General features: G+C 41.7%; 16 protein-coding genes and 2 tRNA genes. 3 read left to right on the top strand and 15 right to left on the bottom strand.

The features are described 5' to 3' along the window. Nucleotides 1–14: 14 nt before the first annotated feature. The 10 genes from EDD74_RS01335 to EDD74_RS01380 all read right to left on the bottom strand — a co-directional run bounded on the left by EDD74_RS01335 (nt 15) and on the right by EDD74_RS01380 (nt 9,528). A complete protein-coding gene (locus EDD74_RS01335; protein ID WP_116441767.1) occupies nt 15–863 on the bottom strand; it encodes a radical SAM protein in 849 nt (282 codons plus the stop codon). Nucleotides 864–1,010: 147 nt separating this feature from the next. Next, a tRNA-Pro gene (locus tag EDD74_RS01340) sits at nt 1,011–1,084 on the bottom strand. A 36-nt stretch (nt 1,085–1,120) separates the two neighbouring features. Further along, a tRNA-Gln gene (locus tag EDD74_RS01345) sits at nt 1,121–1,191 on the bottom strand. Between the two features lie 233 nt (nt 1,192–1,424). Continuing rightward, nucleotides 1,425–2,258: a diaminopimelate epimerase gene (gene dapF, locus EDD74_RS01350; protein ID WP_016440072.1), complete on the bottom strand. Its 834-nt coding sequence runs from the start codon at nt 2,256–2,258 to the stop codon at nt 1,425–1,427. Between the two features lie 23 nt (nt 2,259–2,281). Then, nucleotides 2,282–2,842, bottom strand: a complete 561-nt coding sequence (locus tag EDD74_RS01355) for an ANTAR domain-containing response regulator (RefSeq protein ID WP_016440071.1) — start codon at nt 2,840–2,842, stop codon at nt 2,282–2,284. A 42-nt stretch (nt 2,843–2,884) separates the two neighbouring features. Then, a complete protein-coding gene (gene glnA / locus EDD74_RS01360; RefSeq protein WP_116441766.1) occupies nt 2,885–4,210 on the bottom strand; it encodes a type I glutamate--ammonia ligase in 1,326 nt (441 codons plus the stop codon). Nucleotides 4,211–4,346: 136 nt separating this feature from the next. Then, entirely contained in the window at nt 4,347–5,351 is a 1,005-nt protein-coding gene (gene mgrA, locus EDD74_RS01365) for an L-glyceraldehyde 3-phosphate reductase (RefSeq protein ID WP_116441765.1), read from the bottom strand. Between the two features lie 38 nt (nt 5,352–5,389). Then, complete coding sequence (proC, locus tag EDD74_RS01370) at nt 5,390–6,199, bottom strand: pyrroline-5-carboxylate reductase (RefSeq protein ID WP_016439328.1); 810 nt, start codon at nt 6,197–6,199, stop codon at nt 5,390–5,392. A gap of 42 nt (nt 6,200–6,241) precedes the next feature. Then, entirely contained in the window at nt 6,242–8,614 is a 2,373-nt protein-coding gene (gene hypD, locus EDD74_RS01375; RefSeq protein ID WP_008976402.1) for a trans-4-hydroxy-L-proline dehydratase, read from the bottom strand. Nucleotides 8,615–8,616: 2 nt separating this feature from the next. After that, complete coding sequence (locus EDD74_RS01380) at nt 8,617–9,528, bottom strand: trans-4-hydroxy-L-proline dehydratase activase (RefSeq protein WP_116441764.1); 912 nt, start codon at nt 9,526–9,528, stop codon at nt 8,617–8,619. Between the two features lie 264 nt (nt 9,529–9,792). Between EDD74_RS01380 and EDD74_RS01385 the strand changes: the two genes are divergently transcribed. Then, complete coding sequence (locus EDD74_RS01385) at nt 9,793–10,371, top strand: cupin domain-containing protein (RefSeq protein ID WP_116441763.1); 579 nt, start codon at nt 9,793–9,795, stop codon at nt 10,369–10,371. Here the strand turns inward: EDD74_RS01385 and EDD74_RS01390 are convergent, their stop codons facing one another. The 3 genes from EDD74_RS01390 to EDD74_RS01400 all read right to left on the bottom strand — a co-directional run bounded on the left by EDD74_RS01390 (nt 10,372) and on the right by EDD74_RS01400 (nt 14,730). Then, entirely contained in the window at nt 10,372–11,133 is a 762-nt protein-coding gene (locus EDD74_RS01390) for a polysaccharide deacetylase family protein (protein ID WP_116441762.1), read from the bottom strand. Nucleotides 11,134–11,258: 125 nt separating this feature from the next. Further along, nucleotides 11,259–11,813, bottom strand: coding sequence for a hypothetical protein (locus tag EDD74_RS01395; RefSeq protein WP_242990135.1), 555 nt, complete (start codon nt 11,811–11,813; stop codon nt 11,259–11,261). 112 nt (nt 11,814–11,925) lie between these two features. After that, nucleotides 11,926–14,730, bottom strand: coding sequence for an Ig-like domain-containing protein (locus EDD74_RS01400; RefSeq protein WP_116441760.1), 2,805 nt, complete (start codon nt 14,728–14,730; stop codon nt 11,926–11,928). Between the two features lie 301 nt (nt 14,731–15,031). Between EDD74_RS01400 and EDD74_RS01405 the strand changes: the two genes are divergently transcribed. Together EDD74_RS01405 and rd are read left to right on the top strand one after the other, a co-directional pair. Further along, the gene (locus EDD74_RS01405; RefSeq protein WP_008976409.1) at nt 15,032–15,364 is read left to right on the top strand and encodes a helix-turn-helix domain-containing protein; all 333 of its coding nucleotides are present in this window, start codon (nt 15,032–15,034) and stop codon (nt 15,362–15,364) included. Between the two features lie 144 nt (nt 15,365–15,508). Further along, a complete protein-coding gene (gene rd, locus EDD74_RS01410; protein ID WP_008976410.1) occupies nt 15,509–15,667 on the top strand; it encodes a rubredoxin in 159 nt (52 codons plus the stop codon). Nucleotides 15,668–15,783: 116 nt separating this feature from the next. Here the strand turns inward: rd and EDD74_RS01415 are convergent, their stop codons facing one another. Continuing rightward, nucleotides 15,784–17,697 carry an NAD(+) synthase gene (locus tag EDD74_RS01415; protein WP_116441759.1) on the bottom strand — a complete coding sequence of 638 codons (1,914 nt, stop codon included), beginning with the start codon at nt 17,695–17,697 and terminating at the stop codon, nt 15,784–15,786. Nucleotides 17,698–17,715: 18 nt separating this feature from the next. After that, a complete protein-coding gene (gene hslO / locus EDD74_RS01420; protein ID WP_008976412.1) occupies nt 17,716–18,597 on the bottom strand; it encodes an Hsp33 family molecular chaperone HslO in 882 nt (293 codons plus the stop codon). Nucleotides 18,598–18,643: the final 46 nt, after the last annotated feature.

Raw genomic sequence — 18,643 nt, forward strand, 5'->3', positions numbered from 1 at the left:
TCTATCCATTTTCTCTATTTTTTATCATCCTTAAGTTTTTTCATAGTACTATTTTTGATTTTCTCTAACAGTATTTCTTTTTCGTCCGGCAGAGTTCCCAATAACTTTATAATATTTGTGGCATGTGTCGTATCAAATTCAGTTCTTTTTTTCATATCAAGATTTTCTAAAAGAATTCTCACCTCGGATATTTTTTCTTTGATACTAGCCTGCACAAACATCCCTTCCTGTTCCATCTTTGCAAGTTCTGTACTTGCAAATACTGTTAAATTCATAGTAATGATCTTACTTGCCGAAAACTGATTTAACATCTCTGCAGTCTTTTTTGCGTTCTCTTCTGAATTTCCTTCCCCTGCAATCCCATACATGACAATCGCATTGAATGGCAGTCTTGCTTCATTTAATTTTTTCCCTACAGCAATCGCTGTTTTTACGGTATGTCCCTTTCGGATGCTCTTCAAAACTTCATCGCTTCCCGATTCAAACCCTATATATAGAAGTCTAAGCCCTGCCGCATGAAGCTGTTTCAATTCTTCCACAGTATAATTGTTTATTGTTCGGACAGCTGCATACATAGCCACACATCCACAGTACGGATAATACTTTTGAATCAGTTTTAAAATACGCATCATTTTTTCATATCCAACAGAAAGAGGATCTGCTCCTGTCAAAAATACACGTTCGGTATAAGTTTCTCCATTCATCAATTCAAATTCGATCTCCTGAAGCGTCACCTCTTCATATGTTTCCTCTTTGTACATGGAACAAAATGCACACTGATTAAATGAACAGCCTCGTGTTACGGGAACTAAAACAGTTGTGATTTCTGTTTGTGGATAAAAAATATTTCTAGATTCACTCATACTACATCCTCCTCTTTTTATAAGCCAAACGGAAACTTTTGTTAATAAAATTATACTTCCTTCTGAAAAAAAATGGAAGCGCGTCTTGACAGCAAAAAAATACCGGAAATCTTATCAACAAAGATTCCCGGTATGGATATAAAAAAATCGGAGTGACAAGATTTGAACTTGCGACCTCTACGTCCCGAACGTAGCGCTCTACCAAGCTGAGCCACACTCCGAAAATAAAAACTTCACTGTATTCAATGAAGTTCAAACTACGGAAAAGGGATTCGAACCCCTACTAACAGAGTCAGAGTCTGCTGTGCTACCATTACACCATTCCGCATTATTCTTTATTATTTTTTGTGTTTGTTTTGTGTCCCTCACTCAACAAAACCTATTATAGCAGAGTTACAGAAAAAGTCAACACCTTTTTTGAAATTTTTTTATTTTTTTTAATTTTTTTCATTTTGTATATTTTTCAACGGATTTTGGCACTTTCCCTTCCCACTAAAAACTCGAAGCTCCAGGTCGTTTGATAACCGGGATCTTGTGCTGCAAGATCCCGCCTCCGAATTGCTATTCATAAAGTTCTCCATCAAATACAACCGTCGCCGGTCCGGTCATATATACGACATTTTTTTCTCTGTCCCACTCAATCTTCAGATTGCCTCCAAGCAGCTGCACAGTCACACAGTCCTCTGTAAGACCATTTACCATACTTGCCACAGCCACCGCACATGCTCCCGTTCCACATGCCAACGTCTCTCCAGATCCCCGTTCCCATACACGCATCTCTACAGTCTCGCGATCAAGCACGCGGGCAAACTCGGTATTCACTCGATTCGGAAAACATGGGTGATGCTCAAACTTTGGTCCAATTTTTTCGATCTCCATATTTTGGATATCATCCAGATATACGACTGCATGCGGATTGCCCATTGAGACACAGGTCATCCGATACTCGTCCCCATCCACACTGATCGGAACATTTACCGCATGATCCCCTTCTACTTTTACCGGAATCTGCTCTGGCACAAAAATCGGGGATCCCATATCCACTTTTACAAGTGCAACTTTCCCCTCTTCTACCGTCAGACTTAAATGTTTGATCCCTCCAAGTGTCTCTACAGATATTTCTGTCTGATCTGTCAGGCCATAATCATAGACGTATTTTCCAACACAGCGAATCCCATTGCCACACATTTCACCTCTGGATCCATCCGCATTATACATCTTCATCTCAAAATCCGCACATTCAGACGGACAGATTAAAATCAATCCATCCGATCCCACTCCAAAATGTCTGTCACTGACTCTTCGTGCCATTTCCGAAGGCGATTCTACTTTTTCCTTCAGACAGTTTACATAGACATAATCGTTTCCTAATCCTTGCATTTTTGTAAATTTCATCTGCATTTCCTCTCTTTTCTCTTTTATTTTTCTGATGGACGCTCTTCCATCATCTCTAATATCATCTGCGCTGTCTCTGTCAGGCTGTTCCCACTCTCCATACTGTATTTTTGTAAATATCGGTGTGCCTCTGCTTCTGACATTTCTTTCTTTTCCATCAGCTGCGCCTTTGCTCTGGAAATAATCTGATTCTGTCTCTCATTTCGTTCACTCTTTCTGCCGCGCCTTTTTCTTCTCTGCCACTCAAATATTTCTTCCATAGCCCGCACTTGCTCTAACAATTCCTGCACTTTCAGAGGCAAAGAAAGCGTCCTGATATGTGCCGTTTCCTCCACCGGATACCTTCCTGTTGTAAGCACCAGCATCTCAAACGACTGCGGCAAATCCGCTCGTAATTCTCCATACATCATATCTTTGAGCTGGCAGGAACAAATGACGATCCCCTCCTCCAGAACATCCGCATAGTTTAATATCTGCACGCCGGAAGTGCAGACTCCGATGACATCAAATCCATTTCGGACAAGCAGATTCCGAATCTGTATTCCGGTCTCCCTTTTCGGAATTGCCACTATGATCCTGCTCACGCTCACCCCTCCCTGCATCTTTTCGTTTGACAGAATAGCTTCCTATATCCGATACAAATATTGTTCCAGCTCCCACGCAGTCACCTGTGCACAGTATTCCCGGTATTCTTTCTTCTTCGTCTGAATATATTTTTGCGATAATTCTTTCCCGATCACACTTTGCATCAGTTCATCTTGCTCAAACGCTTCCACCGCCTCCAAAAGGCTCTTCGGAAGCCTGCATGTTTCTTCCAGTTTCTGACTCCGTCCCCTGTATTCCTGTTCGTCGATGCAGGATGGCGGAAGGATTTTCCTCTCAATTCCATCCATTCCTGCCGCCAGGCAGACTGCGAGTGCCAGATATGGATTCGCGGATGCATCCGGACTCCTTAACTCTATCCATTTTTTTCCTTCTTTCTCAAATGGAATGCGAATCAGAGCACTTTTCTTCTTGACTGACCAGTTTGCATAAATCGGCGCATCAAATCCCGGTATCAGCCTTTTATACGAATTGACGATCGGATTGGTAAACAGAGACACTGCGCCGATGTGTTTCATTAATCCTCCGATAAAATAATAGGCTTCTCTGCTTAATCCATAAGGATCCTTCTCATCGAAAAATAGATTTCTTCCCTCCTTCTGAAGTGTCAAATTCAAGTGCATCCCCGAGCCGGCGCTCTCACTTTTCGGCTTCGGCATAAATGTTGCATGCAGTCCATGCTTTTTCGCAATAGTCCGCACAACCATCTTAAATGTCAGAATATCATCTGCCGCAGACAGTGCCTCACTGTGCCGAAAAACGATCTCATGCTGTGCCGGAGCCACTTCATGGTGGGAAGACTCAATCACAAATCCCATCTCCTCCAGTGTCAGTACGATATCTCTCCTTGTATTTTCTCCAAAATCCATCGGATCGATGTCAAAATATCCTGCACACTCATGTGTCACTGTCGTCGGATTTCCTTCTTCATCCATGTGGAAGAGGAAAAACTCACACTCACTTCCAACTTCCATCGTGTATCCCTTCTCTTGCGCCCGCTTGATCGTCCGCTTTAAAATCTGGCGGGAATCGCTCTCAAACGGTGTCCCATCACACTTATAGACATCACAGAGCAACCTGGCAACTTTCCCCTGCTGTGGCCGCCATGGAAATATTTCAAACGTAGATGGATCAGGGTGTAAATACATATCCTCTTCCTCCAACCAGATAAATCCTTCCATACAGGATCCATCAAATGTACATGCGTACTCCAAAGCCTTTGGAAGCTGACTTGCTGTGATCGCTATATTTTTCAATGTTCCTAACATATCTGTGAACTGAAGGCGGATAAACTCTACATCCTCCTCTTCCACAATTTGTATAATATCGTCCTTCGTATATGTTCTCATAACTTCCTCCCCGACAAAACCGAGTTTTCTGCTGCTACTTTTATGCAATCCAGAAAGAGGGCGTTCCTGCACGGAAAACGCCCTCGTCTGTTTTTTATCATAACAATCCCTATTTTATTTGTCAACGAAATCACCGCTATTTTGTGACTGCTTTTGACAATTCATCAATTCTTCTAAGCTCTTCTTCACTGAACTCTGTTTTTTCAACGATTTTTACATTCTCCCGAATCTGTTCCGGCTTGGATGCGCCAATCAGGACACTTGTCACATCTCCATCGCGAAGCACCCAGGACAGAGCCATCTGTGCCAGTGTCTGTCCACGCTCTTTTGCGACTTCATTCAACGCCTCCAGCTGCTCTAACCGTTCTTTTGTGACTGCACTCTCCTTTAAGAATCTTCCGCTTTTCCGAATACGGCTGTCTTCCGGAATTCCGTGCAAGTACCTGTCGGAGAGCAGTCCCTGTGCCAACGGACTGAATGCGATCAGTCCGCAGCCACTCTTGTTCGCAAATGTTTTCAGGCCATCATTTTCAATCCACCGATCCAGGATCGAATAGCGAATCTGGTTGATCACGAAAGGACACTTTAATTCCTTTAAAATCTCCATCGCCTGCATCGCATGTTCCAGATCATAGTTCGAAATTCCCGCATACAATGCCTTTCCCTGCTTCACTGCCGCATCAAGCGCCATCATACTCTCCTCCACAGGCGTCTCTGGGTCTACACAGTGATGATAGAAAATATCTACATACTCCAGCCCCATGCGCTGCAGACTCTGATCTAGACTTGCCAGCAGATATTTTCTGCTTCCGCCACTGCCATAAGGGCCCTCCCACATATCATATCCCGCCTTCGTGCTGATGATCATTTCATCACGGTAACTTCCAAGATCTTCTTTTAGGATCTTTCCAAAATTCGTCTCTGCGCTTCCCGGAAGCGGACCATAATTATTTGCCAGATCAAAATGTGTGATTCCAAGATCAAAAGCAGTAAAACACATCTGACGCATCGTCTCAAAATCGTCCATTGTGCCAAAGTTGTGCCAAAGTCCAAGTGACACCGCCGGAAGCTTCAGCCCGCTCTTTCCACATCTGTGATACTTCATCCTATTATATCTCTCTTCATCTGCATGGTATTTCATCGCTGCGTAACCCCTTTCTTGCTGCACTTTTTTCTATTTTACTTCTTTCCAAGCTCTTTTGCAACTTTTACGCACGCTTTCATCGCTTCGATGACGCTGCTTCTGAATCCTTTCTCCTCTAGTACGCGCACCGCCTCGATGGTTGTCCCTCCCGGAGAACATACCATATCTTTTAATTCTCCTGGATGTTTTCCTGTCTCCAACACCATTTTCGCGCTCCCATAAACTGCCTGCGCTGCAAATTTATATGCCTGCGCTCTCGGCATTCCATCTGCAACAGCCGCATCTGCCATCGCCTCGATGAATAAAAAGACATATGCCGGAGAACTTCCGCTTACAGACACAACAACATCCATCAGCTTCTCACTTAATACTTCTGCTTTTCCAAATCCACTAAATATTTTGCAAATATAAGAAAGTTCTTCCTCTGTCACCAGTTCATTTTTGCAGACACCTGTAATGCCTTCTCCCACAAGCGCCGGTGTGTTTGGCATTGTGCGAACAATCTTCACCGGTTTTCCGAATAATTCCTGCAAATGTTCCAGTGTCTGTCCCGGCGCGATCGTAACGATAATCTGCCCCTCTGACACCACTTCCCGGATTTCTTCAATCACAGCTGCATAAAACTGTGGTTTCACAGACAGAACGACTACCTCTGCTTTCTTTACCACTTCTTGATTATCTGTTGTCACAGCGATTCCAAGCTCCTCTTTCGTCCGCTCCAATCCCGGCTGATAAAGATCGGATGCGATCACATCCTCCGGTAACAGAATCTCGTTCTTCAAAATTCCACCCATCATCGCTTTTGCCATATTTCCGGCACCGATAAACCCTAATTTCTTCTCCATGTTTTCTTTCTCCTTTCACAAAAGCTTTCAAAAGCATCTTTCCTAATTAAATGACTGTTCTGTACGTTCAATAATTTCATCCTGAAGTGCTTTGCTCAAATTGCGGAAGTGATCACTGTAACCTGCTACGCGCACGATCAGATCCTTATACTCTTCCGGATTGTTCTGAGCATCGATCAGCGTCTGTCTATCGATGACATTGAACTGGATATGATGTCCATCCATATTAAAATAACTCCGCACAAGATTTGCCATCTGCGTCAATCCTTCTTCCCCTGCAACAACACTCGGTGTGAATTTTTGATTCAGAAGCGTTCCCCCTGTCCGTACATGATCCATTTTAGATGCAGATTTTACTACCGCTGTCGGACCACAGATATCGGCACCTTTCTCCGGCGAGATTCCCTCTGATACAGGCTTGTGTGCAAGTCTTCCGTTCGGGCTTGCTAACATCACTTCACCAAAGTACACATGACAGGTAGTCGGAAGCATATTGATCCTATAAGTACCGCCTTTCATGTTCGGTCTGCCTGTCACTGTATGATAGTAGAAGTCAAAGACTGCCTGCATCACATCGTCTGCATAGTCATCGTCATTTCCATATTTCGGTGTCTTGTTGCGTACAAGATTTGCAATCTTCTCGTATCCTTCAAAGTTGTGTTCCATGGCTTCCATTAACTCTTCCATCGTAAATTTCTTCTCATCGAACACATTGTATTTGATCGCTGTCAGAGAGTCTGTAATCGTACCGATTCCTACCCCCTGCAAATAGTTGATATTATAACGAGCTCCTCCGGCATTGTAATCTTTTCCGTTGGAAATGCAGTCGTTTGTGATGACAGATAGAAATGGCGCCGGCATATATTCTGCATAGATCTTCTCAATAATATTGCTTCCTTCCATTTTGATGTCTGCAAAATATTCTACCTGCTTCTTATAAGCCTCAAACAATTCTTCATAAGAATGGAAGTCTGTTGCCTCCCCAGTCTGAAGCCCAAGCTGCTTTTTGCTGACCGGATCAAAACCATTGTGCAGTGTGATCTCGAGAATCTTCGGAAGGTTGAAATATCCTGTCAGAATATATGCTTCATTTCCGAATGCACCAGTCTCCACACATCCACTCGTTCCGCCTCTTCTTGCATCCTCAATAGATTTTCCTGCATTTAGCAATTCCTGTATGATCGCTTCCGTATTATAAAATGCCGGCTGTCCCCATCCTTTTCTAGAAATTTCGCAGGCACGTTTTAGGAACTTCATCGGTGTCTTCTTGCTGATCTGTACATTCGAACTTGGCTGCAAAAGCTTCATTTCATCCATACAATCTAAGATTAGATAGCTGACCTCATTGACTCCATTCTGTCCATCCGGTGTAATCCCTCCGGTATTAATATTTGCAAAATCTGTGTAAGTACTGCTCTCCTTTAATGTGATTCCCACTTTTGGAGGAGCCGGCTGATTGTTAAATTTCACCCAGAGGCATTCTAAAAGTTCCAGCGCTTTCTCATCATCTAAAATGCCTGCCTCTGTATCTTTTTCATAGAATGGATTCAAATGCTGATCCAGTCTTCCCGGACTATACGCATCCCATGGATTTAACTCCGTTGTCACACCAAGATGCACGAACCAGTACATCTGGATCGCCTGCCAGTATGTCTGTGGCGCATGTGCCGGAACCACATCACAATTTGCCGCGATCTGTAGCAGCTCCTGCTTTCTCACTTCATCTTCCTCTTTCTCTGCAAGTTCTCTTGCAAGCGCTGCATAACGTTCTCCAAGGATAATGATCGCGTCACAGGCGATCTCCATCGCATTTAACTGTGCACGCTTGTCAAGTGCTTCCTTGTCATTGAGGAAATCCAGACGGTTTCTGCTCTCGATAATATCCTGCTTGTAATCGAGAAATCCTTTTTTGTAGATTTTCTCAGAACCGACTGTATGTCCCGGTCCTCTCTGCTCCATAAACTCTGTAAAAATCCCTGCCTCATAGCACTCTTTCCACTGTCTGCTCATATTGTGAAGGATCTTATGACGGATAGAACGATTCTCCCAGTATGGAATGATCTTTTCCTTCTGAAGTTTTAAGTCTTCCTCTGTTACCTTGAAACTGATCAGATCCCGGTCATTCATCACATGCATGTCCTCCAATGTATGACAGCAAAGTTCTGGGAATGTCGGTGCCGACTGCGGGCTGTCCCCTTTCTCTCCAACAATCAGTTCTCCTTCATTAATACAAAGTGTCTTATTTGCCATAAAGTGCTTAAATGCCAGTGCCCTCATCTCCGGTACACTGACAGAGCCTTCGTACTTCATGTACGCATCTGTCTCCAGATCGGCACGCTCCATATAAATGTGCGGAACTGCATTGACACTCTGTTCTCTCAGTTTCTGAATTCTTTCGTTCATACCTCTTCTCATAATTAACCTCCGATTTTTGTATTTGCAAATCCATTTTGGATAAATTGTCTCTGAAATGCTTCCATCTGTTCTTTCGGCGGAATCGTAAATGCTTCCCCCTTATATTTGATATCCAGCTTATCATATTTTCCCCCGGCAATATTATGATACGGGAGCAGATTGATCTGGCTGACAGAAATGGATTGTTTCAGAAAAGTAATCATTGCTTCCATCTCTTCTTCCGTGTCATTGACTCCACCGATGACCGGAATACGAATATAAATCCTTGCCCCACGTTCACTGATGAAACGAAGATTTGACAAAATTAATTCATTGTCTTTCCCCATATATTTTTCATGCTTTTCCGGATCCATTGTCTTGATATCATATAAAAATGTATCCACATAAGGCAGCACGCGCTCATAATTCTCCTGCGGTGCATACCCACATGTGTCAATTGCCACATTGTATCCCTTTCTCTTAAGCTTCTTTAATAACTGCTCGATATAGTCCATATCCTGCGCCATGACCTCACCGCCAGATAATGTTACGCCTCCTCCTGACTCCTCATAGAACATACAGTCTTTCTCAATTTCTTTCATCAATTCCGAAATCGTGTATTCCTTCCCCACAATCTCTCGCGCATTATTCACACAATGATCCAGACATTCTCTGCAAAGTTCACATTTTGTCCGGTCCGTACACGCAATTCCATCCCGAACCGTCACTGCATGGTGACTACAGATCTGTTCACATGCATGACACCCGCCGCACCGGTCCGCATGGAACATCAGCTGAGGCGTAAATTTCTGACTTTCTGGATTGTGACACCACCAACACTTTAAATGGCAGCCTTTAAAAAAGACCGTCGTTCGAATTCCATCTCCATCATGTATGGAATATTTCTGAATATTCATAATCTCAGGATATTTCATAATCCCCTCCACCTTTTCTTCCGTCAGGATTCTTCTTTTTATAGCTAAAATTCATCCCTACATTTTCATAAAAATGAAATTTTTATCATTTTTTCATATTATATCACAGTATTTTTATTTTGTCATAAAATTATTTCACATTTTTAATTACTTCTTTCATAAAAAGCTTTTTAACTTTTTATAAAATTCATATCTCGTGAATTGATTTTTTCCTGCAAATCCTTTATCATAGAAACAGAAATAAAAAGAAATGGAGCATCCAATGTGAATAAAAGTGCTGTCATCGGATTTCGCATCAAAGAACTGCGAACAGAAAAAAAATATACATTAAAATATCTCAGTGAACAGACCGGTCTTTCCATCGGCTTTTTGTCACAGTTTGAGCGTGGACTGACCAGTATTGCGATCGATTCTTTGGAAAAGATTGCCAAGGTATTGGAAGTTGAACTCTCGTCCTTTTTTGATCTCTCCTCACCACAGGAGACAAAATATGTCGTGCGAAGCTATGAAAAGGAGACTACCCTCGTCAACTCAGAAATCATTGAATATGCATTGACTGACCATCTGACCAGTTTCGATCTGCTTCCGCGCCTTGTAGATATCATGCCTCCTCTTCCTGAAGAAAAAGAGACTTTGGAACTCTACAATCACACCGGCGAAGAATTCATTTATATTTTAGAAGGAATCCTCACGATGAATATTGATGGTATCACTTATCAGCTTTATCCCGGTGATTCCGTCCACATCCCATCATGCATTCCTCATAACTGGTCCAACAAGACAAATCATATTACAAAAATCCTGACTGTCCACAGTCCAAATCCTCTCAAAAAAGAAGGCTGATCACCTGTCATCTGGGATCTGCCTTCCTTTCACATCTAAATGATATGCTTCCTGATACAGCAGCTGTGAAAGCGGCACCAGCCGGAACCCTTCTCTCTCCAGACTTTCAATGAGCTTTGGCAATGCCTCTTTCGTATATTTTGCCTCACTGTTTAGCCGGATGATTGAGCCCCCTTGCAGTTCTTTATCTTCCATCACTGTCCGTAAGATTGTCTTCGCTCCATAATCTTTCCAGTCCATGGAGTCTATATTTCCCATCACAGTAAGATAGCCTCCTTCTTTTGCTGTCAAAATCACTGTATCATTAAATGCACCATAAGGTGGTCGGAAGAACTTCATCTCTTTCCCTGTCAATTCTTTTACTGCCTGATGTGTCTCTTTTAATTCTTTCTCTATCTCCTCTTTTTCAAGCTGTACCATGTTCCGATGTGTCGCCGAATGGTTCCCGATATCATGCCCTCCTTGAACGATCCTCCGAACATCTTCCGGATACTGTTTCACCCAGTCCCCAGTGACAAAAAAAGCAGCACGAACATTATGATCCTCAAGAATCTCCAGTATGTCCTTTATACTACTGTGATCCCATGCACACTCAAATGTCAGCACTGCCTTCTTCTCTTCTGTTTCCACCGACTGAATCGGTAATTCTTTTCCGTAAACATTGTTGCTTACAGTAATTTCTCCCGGAAGGCAAAATAGCCCACCAATAAACAACAATAAACTTCCCGCAACCAGTAAACTATATGTTCTATTTTTTCTCATACTGGCTCCTTATTTTTTCTTACTATACTATATGTCTATTCTACTCCTGTTATTTCTCTTAAGCTCTCCTATCAAATGTACCATTCGTCATTCAGCACGTTCTCTTTCCTTGCTCCTGCTTTCATTTATTTCCATGAAATACTTCCCACTTCATATACCGATACCACTTCATTCACATAACTCACCGCAAGCTTTAAATGATAGGTACGAGAAAATGGCTTTCCATCTTTCTTCCCTTTGATAACAACATCACAGGTTACATCTCCAATACTTTTCCCGTCATACTCGGTTGCATAAGCATTTTCAATTTTCGCCTCTGCACTTTGCACTTTTACATCGTTTCCCTTATAAAATTTATCTCGATCCTTTTTAACCTGTTCCCTCTGTTTCTCATCTGCAATACTTTGATAAAAACTCTTTTCAATCAATTTTTGATTTTGTTTCCCAACAGAACTATCCGCCAACAGAACTGTTTTTGCCCAGTTTTCAATTCCTTTCTGAATTTTCTTTTCTTCCTCTTCAGATACTTTCTGATTTGTCTTTGGGAGTTTACTATAAAAGAATTTATCCACTTCTTGATTTTCCTCTTTCATTTCTCCTTTCTTACACCCTGCCATTGACATTACAGTCAAACAAAAAAGCACCATTACAATTCCTATTTTTCGAACGATTCTCCTCATAATTTCCTGATCCACTCTTCTTTCTTTTCAAAAAGATTGCCAAAAACGCAGAAGCAGTCTCCGCATTTTTGGCAATACAAGTTACATGTTATTTTATACAGATTGTTGAGAATTATTTTCTTTTCTTCAGCAACGCTGCAATAGCTGCAAGCGCTCCTGCTCCTAAAACAGAAAATGCTCCTGCTGCTTGAAGATCATCACCTGTCTTCGGTGTCTTCTTATCTGCATTTGTGTTATTCTTATTTGATTTATTTGGTTTTTGTGTATCTGGCTTATTCGGTTTTTCCGGATGTGGGTTATTCGGTTTTTCCTGATCTGGTTTACCCGGTTTTTCTGAATCTGGTTTTTCTGGATTTGGTTTATCTGGATTCTCCGGATCTGGTTTGACATCATTTTTTATTTTTACTACACTAAGCTGTAACGGTGTATCTTTACACTCAGCTACCTGAAAATCTCCAAATTCTGCCAATTCATATCCTTCCGGTACATATTCTACTACTTCTCTGTGTGTGAAGATTCCATCGCCATCTCCATCTACAAAGTAGTCTCCTCCACCCCTCACTTCATTTGTTTCTGCATCTACAAACTGAATCTTTACGATAGAAGATTTATTTACCTTTTCTACTGTAAGCTGTAATGGTGTTTCCTTACATTCTGATACCTGGAAATCTCCAAACTCTACTAATCTGTACTCTTCCGGCACCCATTGCTCTACTTCACTGTGATTAAAGATTCCGTCACGGTCTTTGTCTACGAAATAGTCTCCTCCTGCTACCACTTCATTTGTGATAGAATCTACAAACTGGATCTTTACAACTGACTCTTTCTCTTTTTTCACTACGCTGAGCTGTAATGGTGATTCTGATACCTGGAAATCTCCAACCTCTGTCAATACATATCCTTCCGGTACATATTCTACTACTTCCCTGTGTGTGAAGATTCCATCGCCATCTCCATCTACAAAGTAGTCTCCTCCACCTATCACTTCATTTGTTTCTGCATCTACAAACTGAACATTTACAATAGAAGATTTATTTACCTTTTCTACTGTAAGCTGTAATGGTGTTTCCTTACATTCTGATACCTGGAAATCTCCAAACTCTACTAATCTGTACTCTTCCGGCACCCATTGCTCTACTTCACTGTGATTAAAGATTCCGTCACGGTCTTTGTCTACGAAATAGTCTCCTCCTGCTACCACTTCATTTGTGATAGAGTCTACAAACTGGATCTTTACAACTGACTCTTTCTCTTTTTTCACTACGCTGAGCTGTAATGGTGATTCTGATACCTGGAAATCTCCAACCTCTGTCAATACATATCCTTCCGGTACATATTCTACTACTTCCCTGTGTGTGAAGATTCCATCGCCATCTCCATCTACAAAGTAGTCTCCTCCACCTATCACTTCATTTGTTTCTGCATCTACAAACTGAACATTTGCAATAGAAGAATTACCACCTTTATCTACAAGAACTACATGTCCCCCAGTTGTTCCTGCTGGTACTGTAATAGTTTCTACCTTATTTTCTTCTGCTAGTTTATAACCCGTTGGAAGTTGAAAATCTTTTCCCAGTTCAAAATTAACATCTTCTCCGTCAATTCCTTGTTTCTTTACAACTTCTTGTCCAACTTTTTTGCCATCACGTGTTTCAAAGCTAATTACCATCAATGTATCTCTTTTTTCCTGAATTGTAAAAGATACATTTTTTTCTGTGTAGTTTCCTGCTTTGTCTTTTACACTAATCACACCATTGTATGTGCCCGGCTTCTCAAATACATGACGATATGCATTTTCTGTTGTATTTGGAACTTTTTCAAATACTGGAGTAGCCCCTGCCTCTGATGTATAGAAAACATAATCTACTTCTACATTATCATTTGCAACAACGTCCACCATAACCTTTTTATCTGTTTTTCCACCATCTGCAAGATCTGCAAATGTTCCATCTTCATTTATTGCATACATATGGAGTTCATCCAGAGTCGGAGCTGTTTTATCAATAGTAAATGACACTGCTTTTTCTGTATAGTTTCCTGCTTTATCTTTTACACTGATTACACCATTATATACTCCGTCTTCTTTAAAAATGTAACGATATGCATTTTCATTTGTATTTGGAATCTTTTCAAAAACTGGTGTGGATCCAGTTGACGATGTATAAAAGACGTAATCTACTTCCACATCATCATTTGCAACAACATCTACCATAACATCTTTGTTTGTTACGCCACTTTCAAAATCTTCATACTTTCCATTTGCTTCCATTGTCCACATATGGAATTCATCAATTGTCGGCTTTGTCTGGTCCACTGTAATGTGATAATTTACATCTGCCATCACTGGTTCTTGCACTACTTGACCATTTTGTTCCAACCACATTCCTACTTTTGTTACTGTTGAAGTCTTATTTACAACCGCATAACCACCTTCATCAGCTCTGATCCACTCACCATCCACTAAAATATTTGCAGAATTGTAGTTAAATCCCTCCGGTACCATTGTTCTCAAGTTGAAAATAATCTGATCATTTGTCAACAGTTCTGTTCCTGACATCGCAACCCAATTTCCTGACGCGTCATATTTTCCTGCCTGCATCAGACCTGTATTCAACTGTGGCACTGCAGCATTCTGAACGTTTTCCGCTTCTGTCTGTTCAGTTTTCTCTACTGTTCCTTGATTTTCTGTTTGTTCAGGTGTCTCTGTCTCTGGAGTTTCTACTTGTTCCACATTCTCTGCCTGTGGATTTTCTGTTTCCTGTGTTTCAACTTCTGTGTCTTCTGCTTTTTGCTCTGTTGCTTCTGAAACCTTTACAGTTTCATCTGCTGCATTTGCAACCATCGGAAGATTGCCTGCAGTCAAAGTAGCAGCCATACCTAATGCAAGCAATCTGCTCATTACATACTTATTCTTCATGCTCTTTCTCCTCTCACCGGTTTGAATTTTATTGTAAAAGCCCAAAAGATAATCAGGTATTTTTTATCTCCCAGACATTTTACCTGTTTTTGTGACAACTCATTAAAATTTGACACACTTTTCCTTTATCAGAAACTTAATCATTGTCATTTCCCATTCTCAGTCAGTCCGTTCTGATACTTATTGCATTTTCATTATAAGTCTTAGTTTTTAAGACGTCAACCGTGAAACGCCATTTTTATCGGACTTTCATGAATTTTCATAGAGCCCTGGTTTATATTAATCAAAAAAGGAGAATTTCATGAAAAATATTGGACTTACCCTTAAAAATGCGCGGGAAAATAAAGACTATACACAAAAACGTGTCATGGAATTAACTGGAATTAATCGAAAATCTTTGTCGGGATATGAGAACAATGTTGCAGAACCAGATTTGAATACCTTTGCAACCTTGGCAAGATTATACGATCTTTCTGCCGATGAGGTATTAGAAATTAAGCCCGGACATGCTTCATTATCCCTTTCCCGTCTGGAAACCCGGATGTTATTAGTATTTCATTCGTTGTCCGAAGAAAGGCAGCGAGAATTCCTTGTCCAACTAGAAGCCTTGTCCAAATATCTCGGCACCCAATAAGCTTTATACATTTTTCACCGTTTTTTTATTGTATTTTTCCTGATTTTCTGCTAGAATAACTTGCAGAAATATGATCATAATATATTCAGGATTTCCTGATATGTGTTTTATATTTTTATAACCATTCAGTTAGGAGGTGACTTTATGAAAAAATATATTTGCGAACCATGCGGATATGAATATGATCCAGAAATCGGTGATCCAGATAACGGAATCGCACCTGGAACAGCATTCGAAGATCTTCCAGAAGATTGGGTATGCCCACTCTGCGGTCTTGGAAAAGATGTTTTTGTAGAAGCGTAAAAAAATAAGGATGGTGAGTTTGACTACTCTCCATCCTATTTTTATACTCTTTATCAAGACTTAGGGGAAACTATTTTATTCCAAATGAGAAATCTCTGTAAAATCCTCTTCTTAGTCTATTCTAGTGCATCCAAATCTTTCTGCCAAAGTGTCACACATGCATCACTCGGCATCCGCCAGTCGCCTCTTGGCGAAAGCGACACTGTTCCTGTCTTCGGTCCATCCGGAAGACAAGATCGTTTAAACTGCTGAGAGAAAAATCTCCAATAAAATTTTTTCAGCCACTTCAAAATTATCTCATCTTCATAAATCCCACCAAACGCATATTTTGCCAAACGATATATCTTCGACGGTTCATAACCGAATCTCAAAACATAATAGAGATAGAAATCGTGTAGTTCATACGGTCCCACAGTTTCTTCTGTCTTCTGCACGATTTCCCCATCCTTAGGCGGCAAAAGCTCTGGGCTTACCGGCGTATCCAAAATATCAAAGAGTAGTCCCTTTAATTCTGGATCTTCACATTCTTCAGCATAATACCTTACAAGATGATATACCAACGTCTTCGGCACAGAGGCATTGACTCCATACATAGACATGTGATCCCCACTGTAAGTTGCCCATCCAAGTGCAAGTTCTGACATATCCCCGGTTCCAATGACCATCCCATTTGTCTTGTTCGCCAGATCCATGAGAATCTGTGTCCGCTCTCTCGCCTGCGCATTCTCGTAGGTGACATCATGCTCTTCCTCGGACTGCCCGATGTCTTCAAAATGTACCCTAACTGCATTCTGAATCGGAATTTCTCTCAACGTAGCTCCAAGCTTTTCCGTCAATCTGCATGCATTTTGATAAGTCCTGTCTGTTGTCCCAAAACAAGGCATCGTCACTGACAGAATCTGACTTCTGTCAATTCCGAGAAGATCAAACGTTTTTGCAGTAACAAGCAATGCCAGAGTAGAATCGAGCCCCCCTGAAATTCCAACTACTGCACGCTGACAGTTCGTGTGCAGCATCCGCTTTTTCAGACCGACTGCCTGGATCATCAAAATTTCCTCACACTGTCTGCTGCGCGTAACCTTATTCTCCGGAACAAACGGAGACATCGGAATCTTCCTTGTCAACATAGTCTCTTCCTTCTCAATCTCAAATGGAATATAAGGAATCGAATACTCTCCCTTTCTCTGGAAAGTAGTATTCTTTCTACGCTCTCCAAGAAGCATCTCCACATCGATCTCCGAATAAATTGCACCACTCGTAAAACGCTTGGATTCTTTTAAAATCGCTCCATTTTCTGCAATAATATTATGTCCTCCAAACACAAGATCCGTCGTAGACTCCCCTTCTCCCGCATTTGCATATACATATCCGGCAAGAAGACGTGCAGACTGCCCCGCGATCAGACTCCTTCTATACTCTTCTTTTCCCGCAATCTCATTGCTCGCTGAACAATTGACGATCAATGTCGCACCCTCAACCGCTGCCTCGATACTTGGCGGTACGGCAGACCACACATCCTCACAAATTTCCGCAGATACAATGAGATGCTTCATCGTCTCCGCCTGAAAAAGCAGCCTCGGACCAAACGGGATCCTGTGTCCTTCCGTCTCAATCATCTGTACAGACTGCGGTCCTGCCTGAAACTGGCGCATTTCATAAAATTCTCCATAATTAGGAAGAAATGTCTTCGTCACCAATCCTAAAACCTTTCCATGGTTTAGTGCCGCTGCTGTATTATAAAGCTTTCCCGCGACTTCATAAGGGACTCCCACAAAAATAAGTGCATCTTTCTCCTTTGTATACTCTGCAATCCGATATAATCCTTGTTTTGCCTCACGCAGAAGAATTTCCTGCGAGAACAGGTCTCCACACGTATATCCGGTGATACATAACTCTGGAAACGCAATGACCTTTGCTCCCTGCTCTGTCGTCTCATCAATCATTCTGCAGATTTCATTTACATTATATTCAACATCTGCCACACGCATATTCGGTGTGACAGCTGCCACTTTTACAAATCCCTGCTTCATACCCTCTGCTCCTTCTGATTATCTAGTTGCTTTTTTGATCAATGTCTTTAATTCTTCCACAGAAAATTCATAACTCTTCCCACAGAAATGGCAGTTGACCTCAATCGGCTTTCCATCTTCGATCATCTCCTGAATATCTTTCTTCCCAATGCTGATGATTGCCTTCTCTACACGTTCTTTTGTGCAGTTACAGTAAAACTGTGCCGGCATTGTATCTTTTACTTCTACTTCAAATCCATCCAGCACTTCTTCTAAAATCTCCTCCGGTGTCATTCCTCTGTCCAACATAGAGGTCACAGAAGAAATTTTATTAATATTTGCCTCCAGTCTGTCTACGACATCGTCATCTACAAATGGCATCAGCTGTACAATAAATCCCCCTGCCTGCTTCACGGTATTGTCGTGTTCCATCAGCACACCAAGTCCTACCGAAGATGGCACCTGCTCAGAAGTTGCAAAATAATAAGTCAGATCTTCCGCGATCTCACTCGTCTGAAGAATTGTCTGCCCTACATATGGCTCTTTCAATCCCATATCTTTGATCACAGAAATCAAACCAATCCCAAGCGCTCCTGCCACATCGAGTTTCCCCTGTGCATTCGGTGGAAGCATGACCTCCGGGTGTTCCACATATCCCTTTACATTTCCTTTACTGTCGGCAGTGACCGTAAGCCCTCCGATCGGGCCATCTCCTTTGATCTGGATCGTTAACATATCGCTGTCATTTTTCATCATGCTTCCCATCATCGCGCCGCCCGTCAAAAGTCTTCCAAGCGCAGCCGTTGCGACCGGGCTTGTATTATGTGCCTGTCTCGCTGCCTCCACAGTCTCTTTTGTCGTTGCAGCAAATGCACGAATCTGATTATTTGCTGCTGTTGCTCTTACAATATAATCTGTCATAAATTTCTTCCTCTTTCATTTTTTTCTGTTTCCGATCTGTCTCTGA

The organism is Faecalimonas umbilicata, assembly GCF_004346095.1.
GTDB classification, from domain to species: domain Bacteria; phylum Bacillota; class Clostridia; order Lachnospirales; family Lachnospiraceae; genus Faecalimonas; species Faecalimonas umbilicata.

Excerpts from the sequence above, each read along its gene's own strand:
- rd (WP_008976410.1), top strand. The coding sequence starts at position 15,509 with ATGAAAAAATATATTTGCGAACCATGCGGATATGAATATGATCCAGAA.
- hypD (WP_008976402.1), bottom strand. The coding sequence starts at position 8,614 with ATGAGAAGAGGTATGAACGAAAGAATTCAGAAACTGAGAGAACAGAGT.
- EDD74_RS01400 (WP_116441760.1), bottom strand. The coding sequence starts at position 14,730 with ATGAAGAATAAGTATGTAATGAGCAGATTGCTTGCATTAGGTATGGCT.
- glnA (WP_116441766.1), bottom strand. The coding sequence starts at position 4,210 with ATGAGAACATATACGAAGGACGATATTATACAAATTGTGGAAGAGGAG.
- EDD74_RS01405 (WP_008976409.1), top strand. The coding sequence starts at position 15,032 with ATGAAAAATATTGGACTTACCCTTAAAAATGCGCGGGAAAATAAAGAC.
- proC (WP_016439328.1), bottom strand. The coding sequence starts at position 6,199 with ATGGAGAAGAAATTAGGGTTTATCGGTGCCGGAAATATGGCAAAAGCG.
- EDD74_RS01335 (WP_116441767.1), bottom strand. The coding sequence starts at position 863 with ATGAGTGAATCTAGAAATATTTTTTATCCACAAACAGAAATCACAACT.
- EDD74_RS01390 (WP_116441762.1), bottom strand. The coding sequence starts at position 11,133 with ATGAGAAAAAATAGAACATATAGTTTACTGGTTGCGGGAAGTTTATTG.
- EDD74_RS01415 (WP_116441759.1), bottom strand. The coding sequence starts at position 17,697 with ATGAAGCAGGGATTTGTAAAAGTGGCAGCTGTCACACCGAATATGCGT.
- dapF (WP_016440072.1), bottom strand. The coding sequence starts at position 2,258 with ATGAAATTTACAAAAATGCAAGGATTAGGAAACGATTATGTCTATGTA.
- EDD74_RS01395 (WP_242990135.1), bottom strand. The coding sequence starts at position 11,813 with ATGAGGAGAATCGTTCGAAAAATAGGAATTGTAATGGTGCTTTTTTGT.
- EDD74_RS01380 (WP_116441764.1), bottom strand. The coding sequence starts at position 9,528 with ATGAAATATCCTGAGATTATGAATATTCAGAAATATTCCATACATGAT.
- mgrA (WP_116441765.1), bottom strand. The coding sequence starts at position 5,351 with ATGAAATACCATGCAGATGAAGAGAGATATAATAGGATGAAGTATCAC.
- hslO (WP_008976412.1), bottom strand. The coding sequence starts at position 18,597 with ATGACAGATTATATTGTAAGAGCAACAGCAGCAAATAATCAGATTCGT.